Source organism: Pirellulaceae bacterium, from assembly GCA_029243025.1.
Lineage (GTDB): Bacteria > Planctomycetota > Planctomycetia > Pirellulales > Pirellulaceae.
The window spans coordinates 23,154-44,988 of record JAQWSU010000026.1 but is presented as its reverse complement, the minus strand read 5'-3'; the positions used below and the strand labels follow the sequence as shown (position 1 = coordinate 44,988).

Sequence of the window (21,835 nt, the reverse complement as noted above, 5' to 3'; positions counted from 1 at the left end):
TCCGTTCTGACCTCTGGTTTTAAAAAGGGTAATTCATGTCTTCGTCGCACAGGTTAAGTGAGGAAGAGATCTTTCGCTGCGCTGTGATGATTGAATCAACAGACGAGCGCAAGGCATATCTCAAGCAGGTGTGCCAAGGTGATAATTCGCTGTACGACCGAGTTATGTCCTTACTCAATGTGCAAGCAGACTGTGACGGTTTTCTGGAAAATCAAGATGATTTGTGGGGGGAACGGCCTAACGCGGTAGAGTTGTTGCAAAATTTGAGAACGAGAGAAGAGCCACCCTTGGAAGAGGTGGGGCCTTACCGAATTGTGAGGAAAATCGGTGAGGGTGGGATGGGGGTTGTGTACCTGGTTAATCAAAATCATCCGATCAAACGTTCTGCGGCGCTCAAGCTTCTCCGTTATGACAAAACTAATCCCGGCACCGTTGCGAGATTTAAGGATGAACAGAAAACTCTGGCGCGAATGGATCATCCCAACATTGCCAAAGTACTGGATGCAGGGACAGCGAAAAATGGCCAGCCTTATTTTGTGATGGATTTGGTTCGCGGTATTCCAATCACCCAGTATTGCGATGACCGACAGTTAACGATATCTGAGCGATTGGAGTTGTTTGTACAAGTTTGCCAAGGGTGCCAACACGCACATTATAAGGGAATTATTCACCGGGATCTGAAGCCGTCAAACATTTTGGTTGCTGACTGTGATCATGAGGCCGTACCGAAAATCATTGACTTTGGAATTGCGAAAAAGACCTGGGATGATTTAAACGATGAAAAGACGGAAACGGATGTTACGGCCCTTTCTATGTTTGGAACATTGGCTTACATGAGTCCTGAGCAGGTTATGCTTGCATCGGATGACTTGGATACTCGGAGTGATATTTATTCTTTAGGCGTGGTGCTCTACGAGCTGCTCTGTGGAAAGCGCCCCTTTTCGAAAGAACTCGAGAAGTCGAAAAGCTTGCAAGAAGTGCTTGAGGTAATCTGCGAGCAGGAACCGCGGAAACCTAGCCAGATGGTTTCGACCGGAAATGACTGTTTGGAACGGGCCGCGGCGCGCGGGGAAAGTATTGCGTTGTTGTCCGGTCGTATACGCCGAGACCTTGATTGGATCACTCTGAAGGTCCTGTCGAAAGATCCAGCCGATCGTTATCAAACGACCTCCGATTTATGTAAGGACATTCAGTTGCATCTTGCGGACCGCCCGATTTTGGCGCGACGACCTTCGCTAAGGGTGAAGGTAAACCGATTTTGTCGACGCAATCGGTCAATCGTCGCGGTCGGGGGTGTTGCAACCTGTTTTTTGCTAGGCTTTCTGTACATGGGCGTTCTGACACGATCGGCGCTCGAGAGTCGCGATCAAGTATCGGCAGCCCAGGCGGCTTTGGATGACCTGCGCGTTCGAGCGGATCGGCAAGAGGTCGCGAGGCGTGTTGTTCAGCCCCAAATCCGATCGCTACGACAAAAACGTTTGCCGGTTCGTGCTTTTCGAGAAGCACGACGGGTCCAGGGCTTACTTGGAACCGATATGGGGTTCCAAGAGCAATGGGCGTCGCTCACCACGACGGTCTCTTGCACCCGTTTGCCACAAGGGACCACCGTCTGGGCACGTGATGCACTCGCCCGCGATGACGAATGGGAGTTTTTGGGAGTTGCTCCGTTCGTGAATTTGGAGGTTCCGATTGGTGACGTTCGACTCCGATTCGAGCACGAAAGTTATGTGCCCAAGGAAACCCAAATGAAGTTTCCCGTCGGGTTGCGTAACTTCTCTACGCGAGACTGGCAATCACTGAGTGAGAGCGTCCCAGGAATGGTGCGGATTACGAGGTCGATAACGAGTGGGGGCGACGCTCACCCAATTCGTAACGATTTTCTCATTGATCAATATGAAGTTACGAATTCGCAGTATCAAGAATTTGTCGATGCTGGTGGTTATGAAAAAGCCGAATACTGGTCGGACATCTCCTATGATCTGGTGGGTGTTGAGATTACTTGGAAGTCAGCCTGTCAGCAGTTTGTTGATACGACGGGCGTGCATGGTCCAGCAACTTGGAAGCATGGTCGCTTTCCTACCGGAAAGGAAAGTTATCCGGTGGAGGGAGTGAGTTGGTACGAAGCGAATGCTTACGCAAAATTTCGTGGCAAGAGTTTACCTACATTTGCCCACTGGAGGCGAGCTTCCTTTTGCGATCAACCCGGTATCGCTGCGAAGTTGTCGAACTATGGCGGAAATGGGACTGCTGAGGTTGGACAGTATAAGGGGATCGGGTGCTTTGACGCGTACGACATGTACGGTAACGTGAGAGAATGGTGTTGGAACGGCGATGCCGAAGGAAATCATGCCTTGCTAGGTGGATCCTACAGTGATCCGGACTACAACTTTTACACGCCAAGAATTGCTTCACCTTGGCAACGCGACGAGGGAGACGGATTTCGATGCGCGATCTACCTTGAAAAACTCGAACGGGATGATTTATCCCGATTGTTGGTTCCCAAGGTCGCGAAAGTTTTAGATCGTGTAGAGCGGATGCCGTTCTCGGATCTGAAGGAATGGTATAACTACGATCGCGAACAACCGCTCAATGTCGTGATCCACGATACGGAAAGCTCCGATGGTGCGAATGACAAATATCGTCACGAAATCGTTGAAGTTGATGGGCCCTTTGGCGAAGAGCGGTTGCCACTTCATCTTCTGGTACCACGCGATTTGAAAACTCCTGGCGAAGTAGTCATTGGGGTGCCGGGAATCGGGTGTTGGAATTCGGGTGGCGCTTTTCAAATGGGAAGGAAACTGCTGTTTAACTATTCCCATGAATTTGCCTCCGCAGGACGGATTGTATGTTTTCCCGTTTATCGAGGTACCTTTGAACGATGGTCGAATGAGATGCTTGCCAGGGCATTTCGTAACTCGCCGATCTCCGCTCGGAATGATTGGATCTATGTGGCTCAAGAAATATCGCGAACCGTTGATTATCTGCTGACTCGCGATGATGTTCACCCACATAAAATTTCGCTATTCGGACTGAGCGCTGGCGCCTTGAGATCGGTTGCTGTCCTTGCGGTTGATCAGCGAGTGGCTACAGGGATATTGCTTGGCGGTGGTTATTCGAAATGGCACGAGAAGCGTCCCGAAATCCACGAGTATCAGTTTGCCCCTCATGTCAAACAACCGGTCCTGATGATCAACGGTTTGCATGACGAAATTTTTTCACATGCGACATCCCAACTGCCTCTTTTTAAAGATCTTGGCAGTAAAGTTAAGCAGCATGAGGTCTTTCCGGCTTATCACCTGCCTGAAAAGGAAAGCGTCGTCAAGTTATTTGATGAATGGTTGGACGATATTTTCGGCTCTTCGAAAAACTGACAGCTGTTTAGATTGAGCCAATGTGGCGGTCGCCAGGTGCAAAGGGAAATGTCTGCGAATCTGCTCTTCATCGCTTGAAGGCTGGTCGGCCGAAGCTGCGGGAAATTGTTGTGTGAAGCTTTTTTCGTTTGCGATCCTGGCGTCGCCATTCGAGTTGAACGCTCTGTTAGGATTTCAGGGAACGATCGCTGGAGCGATCTTTTGCTTCGCGCCAATTCCATTTTTGGGTCTCACCGTATTCCCGCCGGATCTTTCGTGATTTTTCCTGAGAACGGTTTTACGTTTTTTAGAGGGGAAGACGGGAGCGAAGGCGCCTCGAAGCTCCAACGCACGTCAGCGGTTGGGGCGCTTGAGTCACGTTTCAAGGATCTCTTCTTGGGCCTGACCAGATCGAGCAATTGTTCACGAATTTAGCGCGCATTCGCTCGCCTGACAGGGTCACGTCAAAAGGATTGCCACTAGCCAATCTGAGGGAAAGAGGTTCTTGAGTAAAAGTTTCTTGCTGACTCTCAAAATAATCGGATCTTACCACTTGGCTCCTCTGCGAAAGTGAATCATCCTATGATTCTAGCAACATGGTGAGCACGAATACGCTTTTGCCCCGGGTATCCCTAAAGGAACAGTTTCTGATGGCGCGGTTGAATCCTTGGTTTCCACTGATTGTAGTTTTTATCATCGAAGGGTTGTTGGGGAATGCGCAAGCCATGTCACCACTGGCGACAGAGGTGACGATTCATCGCGACGAGTGGGGAGTGCCTCATATTCATGGAAAAACGAATGCTGCCATGACGTACGGGATGGGCTACGCGCAGGCGGAGGACTATTTCTGGCAGGTGGAAGATAACTGTATTCGTGCAGTGGGGCGATACGCTGAAATTGTAGGTGAGTCGGGACTAAGCAATGATGTACTCAACCGTAGTTTCGAGGTTGTCCGGCGGTCGAAAGAAGATCTGAAGCAGTTCCCGCCAGAAATGAAGGCGAATCTGGTCGCGTATGCGGCTGGGATCAATGATTATTTGTCGCAACACCCTGAGGAAAAATCGAGATTAATTCATCGGTTCGAGCCTTGGCATGTGTTGGCGATGGATCGCCATGTGTTGCTGAGCTTTGTCTATGGACGTTCCCATGTCGGTCGCCCCAAGGCGGATACGTTTGCCGAAGCGGCCCATGCTGCCATTGGTTCTAACCAATGGGCAATCGGACCAACGAAGACAGCCAATGGTCAGGCAATGTTGTTAATCAATCCACACCAGCCGTGGTACGGCTGGGGACAGTACTACGAAGCTCATATTTATAGCGATGAAGGGGTGAATTTCTCTGGCGCTGGTTTCTTTGGCAGTCCGATCCCCAACAAGGGGCACAACGGTAGATTGGGTTGGACCTACACAGTCAACGAACCGGATATTGCCGATTCTTATCGAGTGACGTTTCCGGACCCGAAACGCCCGCTGCAGTATGCGTATGGCGATGGAACCCGTGATGCGATTGCCTGGACGGATACCGTGCGAGTTCGGAAAACGGATGGAACGTTTGAGGAGCGTACGTTGCATTTGAGAAAGACCCATCAGGGCCCGCTCGTACGTCGCGAAAATGATTCGACTTGGTTAGCGGTGCGTATCGCGGGACTTTTCGATGTTCGGCGACCATCTCAAGCGTTTGAGATGATCCGGGCGAGGAACTTTGCCGAATGGCGCGAGGCAGCGAGTATTTGTGCGATTCCAATGTTCAACATCGCGTATGCCGATCAGGCCGGTAACATTTTCTACGTTTACAACGGCTCGATTCCGATCCGCGATCCCAGTTTTGATTGGACCCAGCCTGTGGACGGCAGTGATCCACGTACGGAATGGCAGGGGATTCATCGTTTTGATGATCTGCCCCAAGTTTTTAATCCGTCAACCGGATACGTTCAAAATTGTAATTCAACGCCTTACACAACCACCGACGACGGGAATCCTCAACGAGGAGATTTTCCGGATTACATGATGGAGGATGACAATCACGATACGCGTCGTGCCAAGATGTCTCGGTATCTGTTGCGTCAAACCGATAATCTCTCTTTTAAGCGATTGCAGGAATTGGCGTTCGATACCACGATGTATTGGCCGATGACCGAATTGCCAAAATTTCAACGAGATTTGGAGCGGTTGCAAAAAGTTGATCGGCAGCGAGCTGAGCGAGTTCGTCCCTTTTTAAAGCATTTGCTCGATTGGGATTGTCGTTCTGAAGATGACTCGACTGCTACCACTCTATGCGTGGCTTGGTACATGCAACTTTATGGGGAGGGGTATCCTGCAGAAACACTCAAAAAAGAGTATCGGCAGAATCGTTTGAGTCGATTGGACGCCTTAGTTTCAGCAGCGGAAGAATTGAAAAAGATTCATGGCGATTGGCGCGTTCCTTGGGGGGATGTGCACCGAATACAACGAATGACGAAACGGCATGATGTGGTTGGCGCGGCGGCGGGCTTCAATCGTTTCCTGCCCAGCCTGCCATGTAGCGGGGCTCCAGGCCCCTTGGGAATTATTTACACCGTCTACTCAACGCCCAGTATTCGATTTTTGCGGCCACGGCGTTACGCGGTCGTCGGCACCTCTTATGTGGGTGCCGTCACGTTCGGTGAGCGCGTCGAAGCCGTTACGGCAACCCAGTTTGGTCAGAGTTCCGATCGAAAGTCTCCCCACTTTTTCGATCAGGCGAAACTTTTCTCAGAACGGAAAATGAAGCCGGCTTGGTTCTATCCAGAGGATGTGAAGGCTCACGCTGTCCGCAGCTATCAGCCGGGTGAATGAGCGCGTTCTGATTCGTTCCCCAACGAAAAGAAAAGTTGGCTGATCGTTTGGATTGGTGCCACTGGTGGATCCATCGCCAGACATCGAATGCGGCGCATCAAGCTTTCTTTGTGTCGTCTGGAACTTCCGTGGGTTGTCTCGGCGAGGGTTCGAGGAAATCGGTCAACAAGCATCATTGGGCATTTCTGCCTTACGGAAGGCGACAATTCGGACTGGTGACAACGTTCGTGATTGATCTGCCTCATTCGTTTCCAGCTGCCAAGGCAGCTGTCAGTTGGCATCATCAGGCGGAGCGGATTGAACGAGGGACCGTTTTTAGTCGCCAGCATAGCGGCTGGCACCAAATTGGTTTACTCCGCTTAACGCTGCTCTATTTCTCCCAATCCATTCGGTCGCCCCGGGAAATAAAAAAATCCGATTTCTCCGCCCGCCTGTCGGACAGATGTCGTTGATGGTCTGTTCGGCAGCCTCCAAATCGCCGTGGCCGCCATCAATCGCGAGCTAATTATCGGGAGACAAAGCCATGCGTCACGAGAAAAAAAAGAAACGTTCGAAGGCAGGATTAACTGGAATTCAGCGTCGAGGCGCAAGGATCGAGTCTCTTGAAAGTCGTCAAATGATGTTTGGTGCCGATGCTCTGGGCGCAGCAATTGGGCCCGAGTTACCGCTCGGTCCTGGAATTGGTACGGGGATTGACCTGGATCTGCCGGGTGTGTTTCGCCCAGCTGATTGCATCGATTTTGAAGACATGCCCGCAGTCGGCAATTATGTGGTCGGTGACATCTTTATCGCGGATAACACGGGACTCCAGGCGAAGTTTACGGGGCAACCGTTTACCTGGGGCGGCGGGGGAGTAACGGCGGGAGGTTATACGTCGGTGGAACATGCCAACCACGCCGGACATCTTGGCCAAGACATGATGGTCAACAATATCTTGGTCGATATCGATTTTGGCGCCACCGTCAGTGGAGTGACTCTTCAGTTTGGTGAATACGGTGGAAATTTAAATCTCGAAATCAATGGTGATTTTCGCAATTTTGGCAACTTCCGTGACGTTGATGGTCTGAATATTGGCGGCGTTAACGTGAGTATTGGCGGGGGTGGGTATGGAAATGATGTGGGCCAGCTCGTCTTAAATGGCTCGATCAACTCGCTCAAGCTGGGTGGCCAAGAGTTGTGGATTGATCATGTCTGTACGACGGAGGATTATCGTTTTGACTGGGGGGATGCACCGGATCAACCGTATCCCACCTTGGCTGCCAACGGAGGTGCCCATCACCTGATCGATCCCGATGTGTTCCTGGGTAGCAGCGTGGAAGGCGAAGCGGATGGCCAACCTACCTTCGCCTCGGATGGTGACGATATGAACGTCGGCGCCAATATTGACGACGAAGATGGTGTTCGTTTCCTCACTCCCTTGGTTCCAGGCAACATGGCAACGGTCGAAGTGGTTGCTTCAACCCGTGGATGGTTGAATAGTTGGATTGATTTTGATCGGAACGGATCGTGGGATTCGGGAACTGCAGAGCAGATTTTCGCTGCGGAACCGCTTAGCGCAGGAGTGAACATCCTGTCCTTTATGGTGCCTGCTGGCACGACCCCTGGTCCAAACGAACCGACCTACTCACGTTGGCGTTTTAGCAATACCAACCGAATCCTGAAGCCTGAACAAAGTCCGAATCAACCGGCTCCCAATGGAGAGGTGGAAGACCATTTGGTCTTCATCGATACGCCTGAGCAGGATTTCCGATTCGACTTTGGTGATGCACCGGACGAGCCTTATCCGACTCTGTTGGCCTCCAATGGAGCCCAGCATCGAATCAATAAGAAAGTCTACTTGGGGCGACGGGTCGAGGGAGAAGCCGATGGTCAACCTTCCATCAACTCAGATGGTGACGACCAGGTCGTTGGCACTAACGTTGACGACGAAGACGGTGTCCGTTTCCTTACCCCACTCGTTCCGGGCAATTTGGCAACTGTAGAAGTGATCGCCTCCACCCGGGGATGGCTGAACAGTTGGATCGATTTTGATCGGAACGGAAACTGGGACATGGGAGCTCCGGAGCAGATCTTTAGCGCTGAGCCTCTCGCTGCTGGCGTCAATATCTTGACGTTTATGGTTCCCAATACCGCGCAGCCCGGTCCGAATGAACCCACTTATTCACGATGGCGTTTCAGCACGACGGATCCATTGCTCAAGCCTGACCAGGATCCTGCCGCCAGTATTCCGAATGGAGAAGTTGAGGATCATTTGGTGTTCATCAGTGAGCGTGACCAACCGGGTGGCAGGTTCGACTTTGGTGATGCGCCGGATCAGCCGTACCCAACGCTACTGGCTTCAAATGGTGCGCGGCATTTGATTAACCCGAAAGTCTATCTTGGAAATAAGATTGATGCGGATCCAAATGGACAGCCAACAATCAATGCAAAAGGTGATGACATCGCCGATGGATCCGACGATGAGGATGGCGTACATTTTGTGACGGGAATGCACCCAGGGGATTTCGCACTCGTCGATGTCGAAGCATCGGTGGATGGTTTTCTAGACGCATGGGTGGATTTCAATCAGGATGGCACCTGGGACTCGACGGAGCAGATCGCTACCAGTGCGGCGCTCATTCCGGGTGTGAACACGATTGATTTCTTTGTGCCGGGTGATGCGTTTCCCATGCCCTCACGACCTGTCTACTCGCGTTTTCGTTTTAGCACGCACGGTGGTTTGGCACCGCACGGGATTGCAAAGGATGGAGAAGTTGAAGACTATGCCCATCTGCATGGTGATGTTAACGCAGACGGCTCGGTTGGAATTGTCGACATCGATCTACTCGGGTCCCAAATTCGAGCGAACGACAATCTGGGAGACCTGAATGGTGATGGCCAGGTCAATGACGGAGATATGGATTACCTGATCCACGATGTGATGGGGTCAACTTACGGTGATGCCAATCTGGACGGTCGCTTTGACTCGAAGGATGTTGTTCAGGTCTTCGCTTCTGGGGAATACGAAGATGGTATTCAAGGCAACTCGGGTTGGGCCGAAGGGGATTGGAACCACGATGGCGATTTTACAACGGCTGACCTGGTGACAGCGATGCAAGACGGTGGCTACGCATTAGGCGCGACTGCGGCTGTGAGCAACCCGCAAGTTGTGGTGGAGTCTTGGGGGGGAAATCGCCAAAACGATCAGCAAACTGCTGGCGATAATGATTCGGATAAAATGGATCTCAAGCAATTGGCGTCCACACCGAATCAAGTGCCTGATGTTCAAATGGTCGACTCGATTTTTGCTGATGACGATCATTCCACGGCGGATGACGAGGATGATGAGTTGATGCATTTTCTCGCCGAAGAACTGTCGCTCGTTTAAGTCGAAATGCACAATTCGTGCAGTTGATGGAAGGGGCAAGCGCCGAGTTATCCCGTTGGGATGACTCGGCGTTCTTGCATTCGAGAGGAGGATTTGATTGGTAGGTATCTTGCGTTGGTTCGGTGGAATAGGCCGTCTCCGCTGCCTGCTGGGGAAGCTCGAGTCAGCTTTCTGGAACTTCTTTTCCCTTGAATTTAAACTCGTTGCCAAACGCTCTACCATCACTGCTCGCCACTCGGGGAATTCAATGAAACAATGGTCCGTTTGGGTTGGGGCTTGTCGCCCGCGTTCTCGCCGGGGGGCGCCGTCCGGGGATTCCCCGTCCCGACGATCCTCGGTGGGTGGGCTGAGTGGGTGTCCAAACAAGTCAACCTCTGGAGCTGTTGTCAGCTGAAAAGCTAAGCGAAAGTCCGACCTAAGCAATTAGCGCGAAAAAAAGCGCGACCGTTTCCGCGGAAGATGTCGTTTGAGTCTTTGGAAAGGGGAAAAGCGTCGCAAACAGCTTTAGTCGCAGTTAAACTCAAACGAAGCGAGAGAGTATGAGGGAAAGTATGATTGATCCAAACCGACAACGGGAGTTAACACAGAAAGCCATTGCGGGAGATCGTCCCGCACTGGAAGAACTGCTGCTGGCGCACTGTGATGCGGTGGCCGATCATATCCGGCCGAAGTTGGCTGGCCCCTTGCAAAGTCTAATTAGCGTGGAAGACATTTTGCAGGAAACGTTTTTTCGCGCCTTTCAGCAAATAAGTCGTTTCGAACCCAAGTCTGATCGTTCATTTCTGGCTTGGTTAAAGACGATTGCGGAAAGCCGAATTATCGATGCCATCAAGCACCAGAAACGGAAGAAACGTGGCGGCGATATGCGGCGCGTGGATGCCGTTCAAGATATTTATAAGACCTCTGTTGCAGACCTCATGGGAATCCTTGCGGAAGACGATGGGGGAACGCCGAGTCAGAACGTTGCTAATGATGAAGCCGTACAGGCAATGCAAGTGGCAATTGCTTCGCTTCCGGATGAACAAAGGCAGGCCGTGTTGCTGCGGTTCTTTCGACAAAAGACGCTTGAAGAAGCGGGGAATCAAATGGATCGCTCACCGGAAGCCGTTCGTGGTTTGCTCCGGCGCGCAAAATACGCTCTGCGGGAGCGAATGCAGCGTACTAGCATGTGGATCAGTAAACGTTAACCCAACAAACCTGAGGATTTGGACGATGATTGCTTCCCTGAAACGCACCTTCGCTCCGCCACGTCAATGGTTTTGCGTCGCCGGCCTTGCGATTGGTTTCGGACTTGTAGCAGCTCACGGCGTTGGATTTGCATCCTCGTACGGTTACAGTCTGAATCTCAATTTAGCCGGGGGCGATGCTCCCATTCGTGTTCCGGCCGGCTTATTTGGCGAGACCGTTTGGAACAATCTGCCGAACGAGACCGGGGGAGAAAATTTTCCGCTTATCTCGGACACTTTCGGCGACTTCAATCAATCGGCTGCGAGTGTGTCGTGGAATGCAGCGCGAATCGGAAAAAACGATGATATTCAAGTTGAAAATCCTGGTGATGCGCGGCTGATGGAATCCTTCTTTCGTTCTCCATCGGTGATTAAGCTTGATGCTTTGGAATTCGTTCCTCCGCGGCACAGAGGACCACTGAACTACACCGTGCTAATTTACAGTTATGGTGGCCAAGAGGGTGCAAAAGGAGAATTTGTTGTAAACGGGGTGCGACAACCACACATTGATTCGGGTGAATTCGACGGTACGTTTCGCACTGGGGTGCGCGGTAACGTGCTGATTTTTCCGGACTTCAAACAGAATCAGGTAGAAATTTTCAGTGAAGGCGAGACGACGATCAATGCGATCTCATTGATGTATTGTCGACCCGGTGATTTTAATGGGGATGGGCTGGTCGATGTGACCGATTTGGACGCTTTGAGTAAAGCATCCAAAGACGGGTCCGAAGACTGGCAGTACGACATTAACATCGACGGCGAAGTGAATAATAACGATGTACTCGCTTGGATCAAATGGAGCAAAGGGACTTGCATCGGCGACGTTAATCTTGATGGAGTTTTCGATAGTTCTGATCTGGTTCAGTTGTTTCAAGTTGGCATTTACGAGAATGGTGATGAGGCAACCTGGACCACCGGCGATTGGAACGGCGACTGCGTCTTCGACAGTTCCGATTTGATTCTCGCATTTCAGGAAGGGTGTTATGAGTCAGATGACGCGAGGGCCGCGCCGGCTGAATCCGTACCCGAACCGACCAGCGGAATGCTGTTTGGCCTCGGAATCGTGGGCTGGATATTGCGTAATCGGCGAGTTCTAGACAAGCCACGGCAAAAGTGGGGTGAGAGGTAGTCCTTCTGGCGATCTGACCCTTTGGATGAGATGATCCTTAAATTCCTGTCGGATTAAATCGATCGTCCGTTGGCGTTTACGCCCTGTTTGGTTCACAATGAGGTTAGGGTTTACGAACATCTATTCTCTCTTGTGCCGAGGCAATGGGCGATGACGCAGCATCGTGACGACGCAGATTTGCGACGCTCCCAGATTCTTGACGTCGTTTCTGACTATGCCCAACGTCAGGCGAAGGGAGAAAAATTATCTCGAGACACGATTGTCTCGAAGCACGGCGATCTGATGCCGGAGTTAGAAGAAGAGCTTCGGAAGCAAAGATTGGTCGAAAATGCTCGAGATGTGTTCGAACAGGGGGATAATCGTTCCGGGCGCTCTCGGACGACCGAAGGGGCGGAAACGTCAGATACAGCAAAACTGATCGTGCGGTGTCCGCATTGCGCGTCGCCAGTGGAGATCCTGGCCGACCTTCCTTGGTCCGATATTACGTGTATCGCTTGCGGAGAGGCGTTTAGCCTGGTCTCCGACGCGATGGCGACCAAAGAGGCACCGACTCTCAAGCAGATCGCCCATTTTGAGCTGATTGAGCGAATTGGCGTCGGTGGATTTGGCACAGTGTGGAAGGCACGAGATACTGTGCTAGATCGGACGGTGGCCTTGAAGTTGCCGCGACGTGGGCAACTTTCTGAACAAGAAATCGACAAATTTCTGCGCGAAGCGCGTGCTGCTGCTCAACTCAAACATCCCAATATCGTCTCAGTGCACGAAGTAGGGCGCACCGACGAAACCGTCTATATCGTCAGCGATCTGGTCCGCGGGGTGTCGCTCTATGATTGGATGGGGATTCGGTCGCCAAATCCCAATGAAGTTGCAAAGCTTTGTTACCAAATTTCGGAGGCCCTCAATCATGCCCACCGAGTCGGGGTCGTTCATCGCGATTTGAAACCGGGCAACATCATGATGGATGGAGATGACCAGCCTCATATCATGGACTTCGGATTAGCAAAACGGGAAGCGGACGAAGTGACGATGACGGTGGAAGGGCAAGTGCTGGGGACGCCTGCCTACATGTCACCTGAGCAAGCGATGGGACAAGCTCATGACAGTAGCCCTCGCACCGATGTTTATTCGCTGGGGGTGGTGATGTTCGAACTGCTGACCGGAGAGTTGCCGTTCCGCGGGAATACGAGCATGTTGTTGCACCAAGTCATTAACGAAGAGCCACCATCACCTCGCCACCTTAATAATTACGTGCCGATTGATCTGGAGACGATCTGTCTTCGCTGTCTCGAAAAAGATCCTCAGCAACGATTTGCTACAGCCGGGGAATTGGCAGACGAACTGCAACGTTTCCTAAACACCGAACCCATTCTGTCACGTCCGGTCGGACGTATCGCAAGAGCCTATCGCTGGTGTAAAAGGCATACGACGGTGGCGGGCTTGGTGGTTGGGTTCGTCGTGGCTCTGGTCATTGGTTCGTCTGTATCAACCTATTTTGCACTCTCGGCGTCAGGGTTCCAGCGACAAGCCGAAGGCCTGCGGCGTGAATCCAAAATTAAGGATGCTGCACTGCAGGCCAAGGATACGCAGATTGAGGATACACGACGGATTTCAGGAGAAGTCGCAGCGGAGGTCTCTTCATTCCTTGCTTCGGGTACCGATGCAATGCTGCGGGATCCGTACGACCGACAGTTGCAAACGGTGGCTGGAGTCTTTCAGCAAGATCCGCGAAAAGCGCTGGAGTTGTTGGAAGACGAACAGCGATGTCCGAGCAAAATACGTGAACTCGTATGGCGATTTTTGCATGGTCATTGTCTTCGTCCCGAACAGGTGCTTCACGTACCCCACCTATCGGAAACGGGGCAGTATATCTTGCAGTTGACGCCAGACGGAACATCGATCGCCCTATTTGACACGGTGACTTCTCATTTTTGGCGATGGAATGTAAACGCTGCAGGCTATTGGATGGAAGCTGCGAATGGTCTGATTCCCGTTCCGTTTGCCGAAGGTGAAACGGACGAACTCCTAACCGAGTCCTGGGTGCTTCGCCCGCACGACCTGGGGTTGATCGTGGCACGAGGGCGTCAGCTCTGGCGGGTAGATCCCCTGACTGGAAAGTCCAGTTCGTGGTTCGACCCGTTGGTGTTGCCGGGCGACGTAGAAAGCCTGACGCTGTCGCCCACTGGGAATGCCATGGTGATTTCTTGTCAAACAACTGACGATCAGGAAACGGATAGCGAGGAAGGGCTGAATCGCGAATTGAGCCGGACAGTGATCTTGGTTGTCGATCCACAAAGTGGCGAAATCAAAAAACAAATGGATTCGCCGGACGCCAGTGGGGTCGAATCGCGTGTTCTCGAACTGGATTTTCAATCGGCTTTTTCCCATCCAGCTCAGGATTGGCAACTGAGAATAAAAACCGCTCGCAATCAGTGGTGGAAATGGGATGATGGCCAGGAACAATGGGCGATTGATCCAGAACAGGGAACCCGATTAACCCGTCAGAATGGGCAAGCCGAAGTCAGTGTCGGATCCTTGGATCTTTGGGTGCAACAGGAAGGGGATTTGACTCGCCTGCCGCCGACTCACGGTCGCTGGTTGGAGGTGGCACTGGCGGCAAATTCACCTCGGATGGCCGCCGTTTCAGCAAGAGGTGCGCTTTGTATCTGGAGTCTGCGAAAGAACCTTTATGAATGGCGTCTACCCGATCTCGGCGTGGTGGCGTTCGAGTTCTCACCGTCTGGGAAACAAATTGCGGTTGCTGCAGAACCCGGGATTCACTTGATTCAAACGAGAACCGGACAAGTCGAGCCACCGATTGTTACGAATGGGACGATCGTCGATTTGGCGTGGGCACCCGACGGCGAGCGACTTGCTTATGTCCTCGATGATGGGGCCGTCGGTGTGATGGATCTGCGCGGTGAACGCCGGCAGCAATTTTTAATTTCCGAGGAAAAACATTACCAAACGCTTTGTTTTAAAACGGAACAGGAAATTATTATCGGGGATCGAGATGGTGGCGTTGCCATCTGGAATACGTTTACGCAGAAGGCCTCCCCTCTCATTAAGTGTCCAGAGGGTGTGGTCCAAGTGGCGTATGCCGCGGAGGCTGGGCTTCAACACGTTGCCGTCGCTTCCGGAAACACAATTACCCTGGTGGACCCGGATGGCAGTCAGCTTCTCCTGGAAGGCCATACTTCCCCGGTCGCTCATGTTCGGTTTTCACGCAGTGGTCAAATTTTATTTAGCGCGAGTGAAGCGGGTGAAGTCATTCGATGGCAACCTGATTGGCCTCGCAACACTGCCCGACGGTATCAATTTCCTTGTCGAGGAATCGAACCTGGGACTTGTGAGATTTCGCCTGACAATCATACGTTGCTTACGCTGTCAAATAACCAGGTTCAATTTTGGGGCGGCCGTCGTGGACGTTACCGCGGTTCGATTCAAGCGGCGGGGCCGGTTGCACTCGCCCGGATTGCTCCGTTTCCATTTGAGGGGACCTATCAATTTGCCATCGCCGGGCAGGATGGAGCACTTGAACTTTGGCAAGGAGAAATGTGGCAAGGGCCTCGCCAACGTTGGAGAGACACTCTTTACGTTGGGGGAGTGGTGAGAGACATGGCGTGGACCGACGTGAGTAAGCGGCTTGTCTTGGTGGGCGATTTTTCGCATGTCGTCGTGTTGGATCCCGGGAAGAGGGATGATCGCCAATTGGTCGCTAACGCCTTTCCGGCCAGGACCGCGATCGTGACTTCGAAACCTGATACGAGAATTCGCGTGTTGGGATGGCAAGGCCAGGACGCGACCTTTCAAGAAGTCGATGGTGCGCTTGACTATCGCCGAGTTCCCCAGCTCTCCGAAACAAACAACGGAAATCAATCGACGGCTGAGATTCAACAGCAAACGTTCCAATTGAATCAAGGAGCCCATTGGGTTAGGTATCTCGATTCGGGTCGGTTTGTGGAGGCCCCCACCGTACGAGGGCCTTGGACGGAAATCTCCCAAGGGCCGCACGCAACGGCTGTCGAGATACACGCCTTGAAAAATAAGTTGCTCGTTGCAACCGCGGACAAAAAAATAAGAATATGGGAGCGGGGCGATGAGTCCTGGAAACTGATTAACGAATTCGACAACCAGGGCGCTTCTATTCGAGCGGCCAAGATTCTCGATGATCACCGATTTGTCACCCTGGTGGAGGACGGAACGTTGAGCCTTTACTCCCAGGCTGAAGCAGAACCACTTCATCAAATAAAGCTTGTTGATGCTCATCTGCTGGAATGCAGTCAGGATGGGAGTTATCTGGCGGCGGCCACTGGGAGTACAGTGCATGTGTGGAAAGCCAAAGATCAGCGATTTCACCAAGTTGGACAACCGCTGACGGATCACTCAGCTGGGATTACTGCGATCACATTCTCCCCTGGCAACGAAGCGATCATTTCTGCGTCGGAAGATCGGTCGGTCATGTTTTCGCCCTTGCTGCCACGAATGGGCGAAACGAAAAAAACGGTCACTCCTCCCGTGCCTAGCAAAGCCGCCAAATCGGTGATTCCACCGAGTGTGCGGGCTCTCTTTGAAGGTCAAAAAAAACCATAGGACGGGGAATTGCGGTTGTTTTGACTTGGGAGCAGATGGCGTTTCCGATTCACGTTTCTCCCTCTGTCCGGCGCACGGGCGTTCTTTTTCCAAGGAAGGGTGACGGTGTTGCCTGCCTAAAAGGCTTGTGCGGCTCGATCAACGCGACTTAGGAAATGGCGAATTCGAGTACGCGGCAAATCCCATCGTCAAGGAGATCGTGAATCGCCGGGTTTTCTGCGCGAGTGTAAAACTTACGAAGCTTTGGTTTTTCTTAGATAGGTTCGCCTGGTGTGCGAAAGAAACGGAAAAAGCTTTCAATTGCACGGGCGATTTGGCATAAACATAGGCTTGGGTTTGTTCAGAGACTTTCTTGATACGCGGTTGGAGAATTATCATGTTGCGCTGCACGCTGTTGACCTTCGGGTTGTTCTGGATCGCCTGTGGGCATCTGCACGGTGAGTTGGTGAATTATAACGAGTCGATTGATGATGATTTGTCCGACAATCATCTTGGCCCCACGAAGCTACCCGAATCGCTTCAAAACCTTTCGGTTGGGACTCATACGATCACCGGTAAGCTCGTAAACGATCTGGGCCCGAACTCCGAGATTGATTTTTGGACAATTTCGATCGGTCCCGATACGGCACTCACATCGATTACGATCGATCGCTACGACACCACTTACTCGCCGCCTGGAAATGGTGGGTTTTTTGGAGTTCAAACGGGAGCAGAAATCAGTTCGAAAACGGATGCGTCGGCACTTTTGGGAGCCGCCCTGGTTGGCATTAATCCGGGAAGTGGTGTCAATGACGATGTGCTCGATGATTTAGGCGCGCTTTTTGAATTCCCGGTTCCAGGCGCCAATGTGGTCTCGGGTTTTGAGGGTTCGCTTGGCGAAGGCATTTACAGTTTTTGGTTTCAGGAAGGTGACTTCACACCTGACACCGATCCCGTGGGGACGGCCAGTCCAAATGACGAGGTGGAATACCAACTTTCTTTCGAGGTTTCCGTTGTTCCTGAGCCTTCCACGAGTGTCATGATGTTAGGGGCAATCGGTTTGGTGGGGTGGCTGAGGCGTTCCCGATCTCTGAAAGCTTAGAGGCGATCGGCCCCTCGATCCTGGCGGAACGGATTGAGCGGATCGTATCTGCGATTAGCACCGGTTATTGTTGTTGAATTGATGAAGCGTGTCACGCGGGTCCAACCTTGATGCTCTGTGCCACGCGGGTTGCCTTTGTCGGATTGGGAGTGTCGGACTCGCGAAGCAACGCATGGCAGGTGAAGGCGAATCGGTTGTTGCCGACGGTCGGCTTGAAATACAATCAGCTTCAGAGTTCATGTTCATGGATCGGGCGATCTGTGCTTCTAAGGGTAGGTTCCAAGGAAGGTCCGGCAATGGATTTGCAAGTATGGTTCGCCGCTCTCGCGAAGCAATTCGGTTGGGGTGGACCTGGGGTTGGTGATGCTGTCTTGAGCCACGCTTTCAAGATGACTGATACCAGGGCGGTAAGTCCGCGATCGGTCAAGCATCCCGGAGCGTTGCTGCCTTTCGGTTTGTCGCCCTTCTAGGTTTCAATCCAAATCGCGTCGGGATTGGAGTTTTCAGAATTTGATGATGAAAAAAAGGTGCGGCGGGTGCTACCAGCGGTTCGGGAATTTATTCGATTGCGGGAAGATTGTTTTGTAAAGGCTTCGGTTCGGGTCATTTGGGGGCCAATGAAAAGGGCCAATGAAAATTGACTGTGATTCGCGAAAGGTTCGTTAGGGGGGGCAATTTGCACGAGCGGTTGGGTGAAAGAGTTGACAGTAGGGTTGCTGACGCCTTCTCACGCGGGGCCACGGATAGCCAGGCCTTTGCCGTTGTCTCCCGCCGTGCGCGAAACGCCGGAATTTGGAAAAAGAACTCCTCTTCAATCATCTGCGGAATGCAATTCAGAGTGTATATTGATCATTACCGGAAGTCGGACGGGCGGCGACCGGCGATTAGTTTTTCAACGATTAGCAAGTTACGGTTTTCTGCAAGGATTCAATGAAGCATGAATTGTCGCGACTTAATCATTCTGGCGTCCATCGTTGCAAACCTGGGTGTTTTCCGAGCAGAGGTCGTGGGTCAAGCGATTGCCGAGCCCGATTTCCTCCGAGAGGAAATGTTGCAAACGCCGACGCCTGAATGGGTGAGGATGCAAGATCAGGTGGGAAATAATCAGAATGCTGATCAACGCTTGAAAGGTCTACGCACGCCGGCCGGTGTCACCGTCGAGATCGTTGCAGAAGAACCAACCGTTGTCGATCCGGTTGCAATGACCTTTGGAGATGATGGGGCACTTTTCGTTTTGGAATGGCGTGAGGCAACAGAACAGATAGACACCACCTATGATGTGATCTATCAGGATGGTTCAAAGGCGACCGTCAATCGCAAGACGAAGAATGTCAATGATCAGCTCAAACGGTTGGTCGATGCGGATGGTGATGGCACTTACGAGACGGCCCAGTTATTGATGGACGATTTAGAAATGCCTTCGAGCATTCTTTTGCACAAAGAGTGGATGTATTTTCCCTCGGTCGGGCATGTGATTCGTCGTAGGCAAACGCAGGATGGGGTGTGGGAGGAACAAGAGATCTTAAGGGGAATGTGTGGTTATCATCATCATCAAGTTTCCGGGTTGACCATCAGCCACGACAATTGGATGTATACAACAAGCGGTGACGATGACAATATTGCCGAGGGTAGTGACGGATCTCGGGCAACCGTGCTGCGAACCGGAGCCATTTTTCGCTCACGTCCCGATGGGTCGAGACTTACTGAATTTGCGCGAGGTTTTCGCAATCCCTACCGCAATGTTGTCTTCGACGAACTGTACAACATGTTTCACGTTGATAATGACCAGGAGGATGGGTCGAAATTTCAAGGGGTTCGGCTGATGCATTTGCTCGAGGGAGCAGATTACGGTTGGCGATTAGAGATGGGTGCGAAGTGTTGCCGCACGGATTTCGCACGGGGTGCTGTCTTTGGCGAAAGGCCAGGAAAGATGCCCTCAATGCTAAAAACAGGGCGTGGCGCACCAGCGGGCCTTTTGATCTATCAGGGTACACGTTTTCCTGAAGAATTTCGCGGCTTGCTCATTTATCCCGACGTGTACCGAATGAAAGTACGCGCCTACCAAATTGAACGAGCCGGTAGCACCTTCAAGGTGGTCAGCCAATTTACGCTGATGGAATCGGATGATGGCATGTTTCGGCCTGTGCAGGCTCTGGTGGGCCCTGACGGTGCCATTTACGTGCTCGATTGGAGAACGAATAGTGGGGGCGCAGGGCGGTCATGGGGTGACGGAACGCACGGGCGCATTTATCGCCTTCGTTGGACCGGAACAGATGGTCTTCCGGGTATTGCGCTCGGGAAAATGAACGCCTGGAATCTACTTCGCTATAGAACAATGGAGCACCTGTTCGAGATTCTCACCACGACGCTTGATTTCGAACTTCGTGAAAGAGTTCGAAAAGAAGTGGTGCGGCGTGGAGTAGAGCATCGGGAGATCCCCACCGAGATAATTAGTGGGAAATGCTTGGAGATTGCGAGAAATGCATCACTGTCCCTGCCGGCTCGAGTCGCGGCTTTTGGAGCGGCTTGCCAGCTTGATTGGAATGCAGCGTCGCCATGTGCGGAGGAACTGTTAACGGATTCGAGTTTTGAGATGCGACGGACTGCGGCGGAGGCGATTGGCCATCAAATGTCGGCAGACCAAGCCACACTGTCGCGTGCTCAACCGTTGTTGAACCTGGTTGCGAAGGATGTTCATCCGGCCGTGCAGCGAGCGGCTGCGTTGGCTGCCGGTGCTGTTGGTTCTTTGGCGGCCCAGCATGAAGTCAAAGAAACGATTGCCTCAGGATTGCTTGCGCAATTAGTGAATGTGGATCGAAACGATCAGTATCTGTTTGATGGGATTTTGAGGGGGGTTGAACGATGTGGTATTCCGGGTGTCAGAAAGATCAGTCAAATGGCAATCTCCAATGACTCCCAGCAAAGCGAGTTGGCGACCGAATTGTTTCTCGCTTTGCGAACCCATGGGGCTGCCGACGAGTTAGATCGACTTCTGCGCGGCGAAACCAATGGCTTCACCGAGGATCAGCTCGAACGGTTGTTGACGGCTCATCGCCATATCGTGGTGCGCCCTCCCATTCAGGCGACCGGAGTGATTGACTGGCTTAAACAAAATCCTGACAGTTCTGCCCGCCTGCAGATCACGGCCTTGGAAACTTTGGGGCTTGTGGGAGGTGGCAAGTCTCCGAGTGTTGCCGCGCTGACTGTGAAGTTACTGAAGTCATCCGATGCTGAAATTCGTCAGTCGGCGATTCAGTTGGCGGGTGAGCTGCGTGTTATCTCTGCCAGTCGCCCGCTATTTGAAATCCTTTGTGATAAAGGCCGATCATTGAGCGAGAGGCAGGCAGTTATTCAGGCCTTGGCTCTCTTGAAAGCGGAGCAATGGCCATTCTCGGATCGCGGGGATCCAGGGGTAGAGTTGCTGCTTGATGAGTGGGTTCAGCAGATGAAGAGCTGGAAAGAAGCCGAGTTAATTGCAGACTCCCTTTGGCTTCTTGGCGAGGTTGACGAAGAGAAGGCAACTTCTGTTACACGCTCCATGCTGGATATCCAGGATGCGGTGATTGTGAATGCGGCGATCGATGTGCTAGGGGCTGATATGGATCATGCTGTAGAACTTGGGCAGCGCTATGTATCGGGGAACTTACCAGTTGCTACCAAGTCTTCTGTGGCAGCAGCGCTCCAACGTCACGTGGCTTCCGACGCAACGGGAAAGGCACACGATCTGCTTAAGCAAATCTACCAAGACGGTCTTTCCCTTTCCTTGGACTCGACGAGTATCGCCAGGATCAAAAAGTTGGTTGCTGAAACGGGTGATAGTCGGCGAGGGAGGGATGTCTTCTTAAATGCGGAAAAGAGCCAATGCATTAATTGTCATCGTATCGAAGGGGTGGGAGGCAGTATTGGCCCCGATTTAAACAAGATTTGGCAGACTCATACGATTGAGAAAATTGTTGAGTCGATTGTAGATCCTTCCTTGGAAATCAAAGAAGGGTTCGAAACCTGGAGTGTGGTGACCAAGTCCGGTAACGTCTATGGTGGACTCAAGCTTAGTGACGGTCCGCCTCAGGTCGTCTTGCGTGGGCCCAATGGTCGCGATTACCGAATTAATGTCAATGAGATTGACGAGAAGGTGAACAATAAACGCAGCCTCATGCCGGATGCAACGGTTTCTCAGTTGTCACTCACCGAATTTGTGGATTTGGTGGCGTTTCTGAAAGATGGGGACGCGCAAACTGAGTTACCAAAGGCGGCACTTCAAGAAAATACAGGCAAATAG

The 21,835-nt window shown here is 52.1% G+C and carries 9 protein-coding genes; all 9 read left to right on the top strand.

Features of this window, described 5'->3' with window-relative positions:
* Positions 1-86 precede the first annotated feature (86 nt).
* The 9 genes from P8N76_11810 (at position 87) to P8N76_11770 (ending at position 21,835) form a co-directional block, all read left to right on the top strand.
* Positions 87-3,371: a bifunctional serine/threonine-protein kinase/formylglycine-generating enzyme family protein gene (locus tag P8N76_11810; GenBank protein MDG2382349.1), complete on the top strand. Its 3,285-nt coding sequence runs from the start codon at positions 87-89 to the stop codon at positions 3,369-3,371.
* A gap of 629 nt (positions 3,372-4,000) precedes the next feature.
* Positions 4,001-6,163: a penicillin acylase family protein gene (locus P8N76_11805; protein ID MDG2382348.1), complete on the top strand. Its 2,163-nt coding sequence runs from the start codon at positions 4,001-4,003 to the stop codon at positions 6,161-6,163.
* Between the two features lie 35 nt (positions 6,164-6,198).
* Positions 6,199-6,615 (top strand): hypothetical protein, encoded by a 417-nt coding sequence (locus tag P8N76_11800; protein MDG2382347.1) that lies wholly within the window; start codon positions 6,199-6,201, stop codon positions 6,613-6,615.
* A gap of 71 nt (positions 6,616-6,686) precedes the next feature.
* Positions 6,687-9,530: a GEVED domain-containing protein gene (locus P8N76_11795; protein ID MDG2382346.1), complete on the top strand. Its 2,844-nt coding sequence runs from the start codon at positions 6,687-6,689 to the stop codon at positions 9,528-9,530.
* Positions 9,531-10,081: 551 nt separating this feature from the next.
* Positions 10,082-10,717: a sigma-70 family RNA polymerase sigma factor gene (locus tag P8N76_11790; GenBank protein MDG2382345.1), complete on the top strand. Its 636-nt coding sequence runs from the start codon at positions 10,082-10,084 to the stop codon at positions 10,715-10,717.
* Between the two features lie 25 nt (positions 10,718-10,742).
* On the top strand, positions 10,743-11,885 hold the full coding sequence (locus P8N76_11785) for a PEP-CTERM sorting domain-containing protein (protein ID MDG2382344.1): 1,143 nt from the start codon (positions 10,743-10,745) through the stop codon (positions 11,883-11,885).
* Between the two features lie 150 nt (positions 11,886-12,035).
* A complete protein-coding gene (locus tag P8N76_11780; protein MDG2382343.1) occupies positions 12,036-16,475 on the top strand; it encodes a WD40 repeat domain-containing serine/threonine-protein kinase in 4,440 nt (1,479 codons plus the stop codon).
* Between the two features lie 376 nt (positions 16,476-16,851).
* On the top strand, positions 16,852-17,556 hold the full coding sequence (locus P8N76_11775) for a PEP-CTERM sorting domain-containing protein (GenBank protein ID MDG2382342.1): 705 nt from the start codon (positions 16,852-16,854) through the stop codon (positions 17,554-17,556).
* Between the two features lie 937 nt (positions 17,557-18,493).
* On the top strand, positions 18,494-21,835 hold the full coding sequence (locus P8N76_11770) for a HEAT repeat domain-containing protein (protein MDG2382341.1): 3,342 nt from the start codon (positions 18,494-18,496) through the stop codon (positions 21,833-21,835).

What these genes read in the sequence shown, in the direction of transcription:
- P8N76_11810 (MDG2382349.1), top strand. Translation starts at nt 87, where the DNA reads ATGATTGAATCAACAGACGAGCGCAAGGCATATCTCAAGCAGGTGTGC.
- P8N76_11805 (MDG2382348.1), top strand. Translation starts at nt 4,001, where the DNA reads ATGGCGCGGTTGAATCCTTGGTTTCCACTGATTGTAGTTTTTATCATC.
- P8N76_11775 (MDG2382342.1), top strand. Translation starts at nt 16,852, where the DNA reads ATGTTGCGCTGCACGCTGTTGACCTTCGGGTTGTTCTGGATCGCCTGT.
- P8N76_11795 (MDG2382346.1), top strand. Translation starts at nt 6,687, where the DNA reads ATGCGTCACGAGAAAAAAAAGAAACGTTCGAAGGCAGGATTAACTGGA.
- P8N76_11790 (MDG2382345.1), top strand. Translation starts at nt 10,082, where the DNA reads ATGATTGATCCAAACCGACAACGGGAGTTAACACAGAAAGCCATTGCG.
- P8N76_11785 (MDG2382344.1), top strand. Translation starts at nt 10,743, where the DNA reads ATGATTGCTTCCCTGAAACGCACCTTCGCTCCGCCACGTCAATGGTTT.
- P8N76_11780 (MDG2382343.1), top strand. Translation starts at nt 12,036, where the DNA reads ATGACGCAGCATCGTGACGACGCAGATTTGCGACGCTCCCAGATTCTT.
- P8N76_11770 (MDG2382341.1), top strand. Translation starts at nt 18,494, where the DNA reads ATGAATTGTCGCGACTTAATCATTCTGGCGTCCATCGTTGCAAACCTG.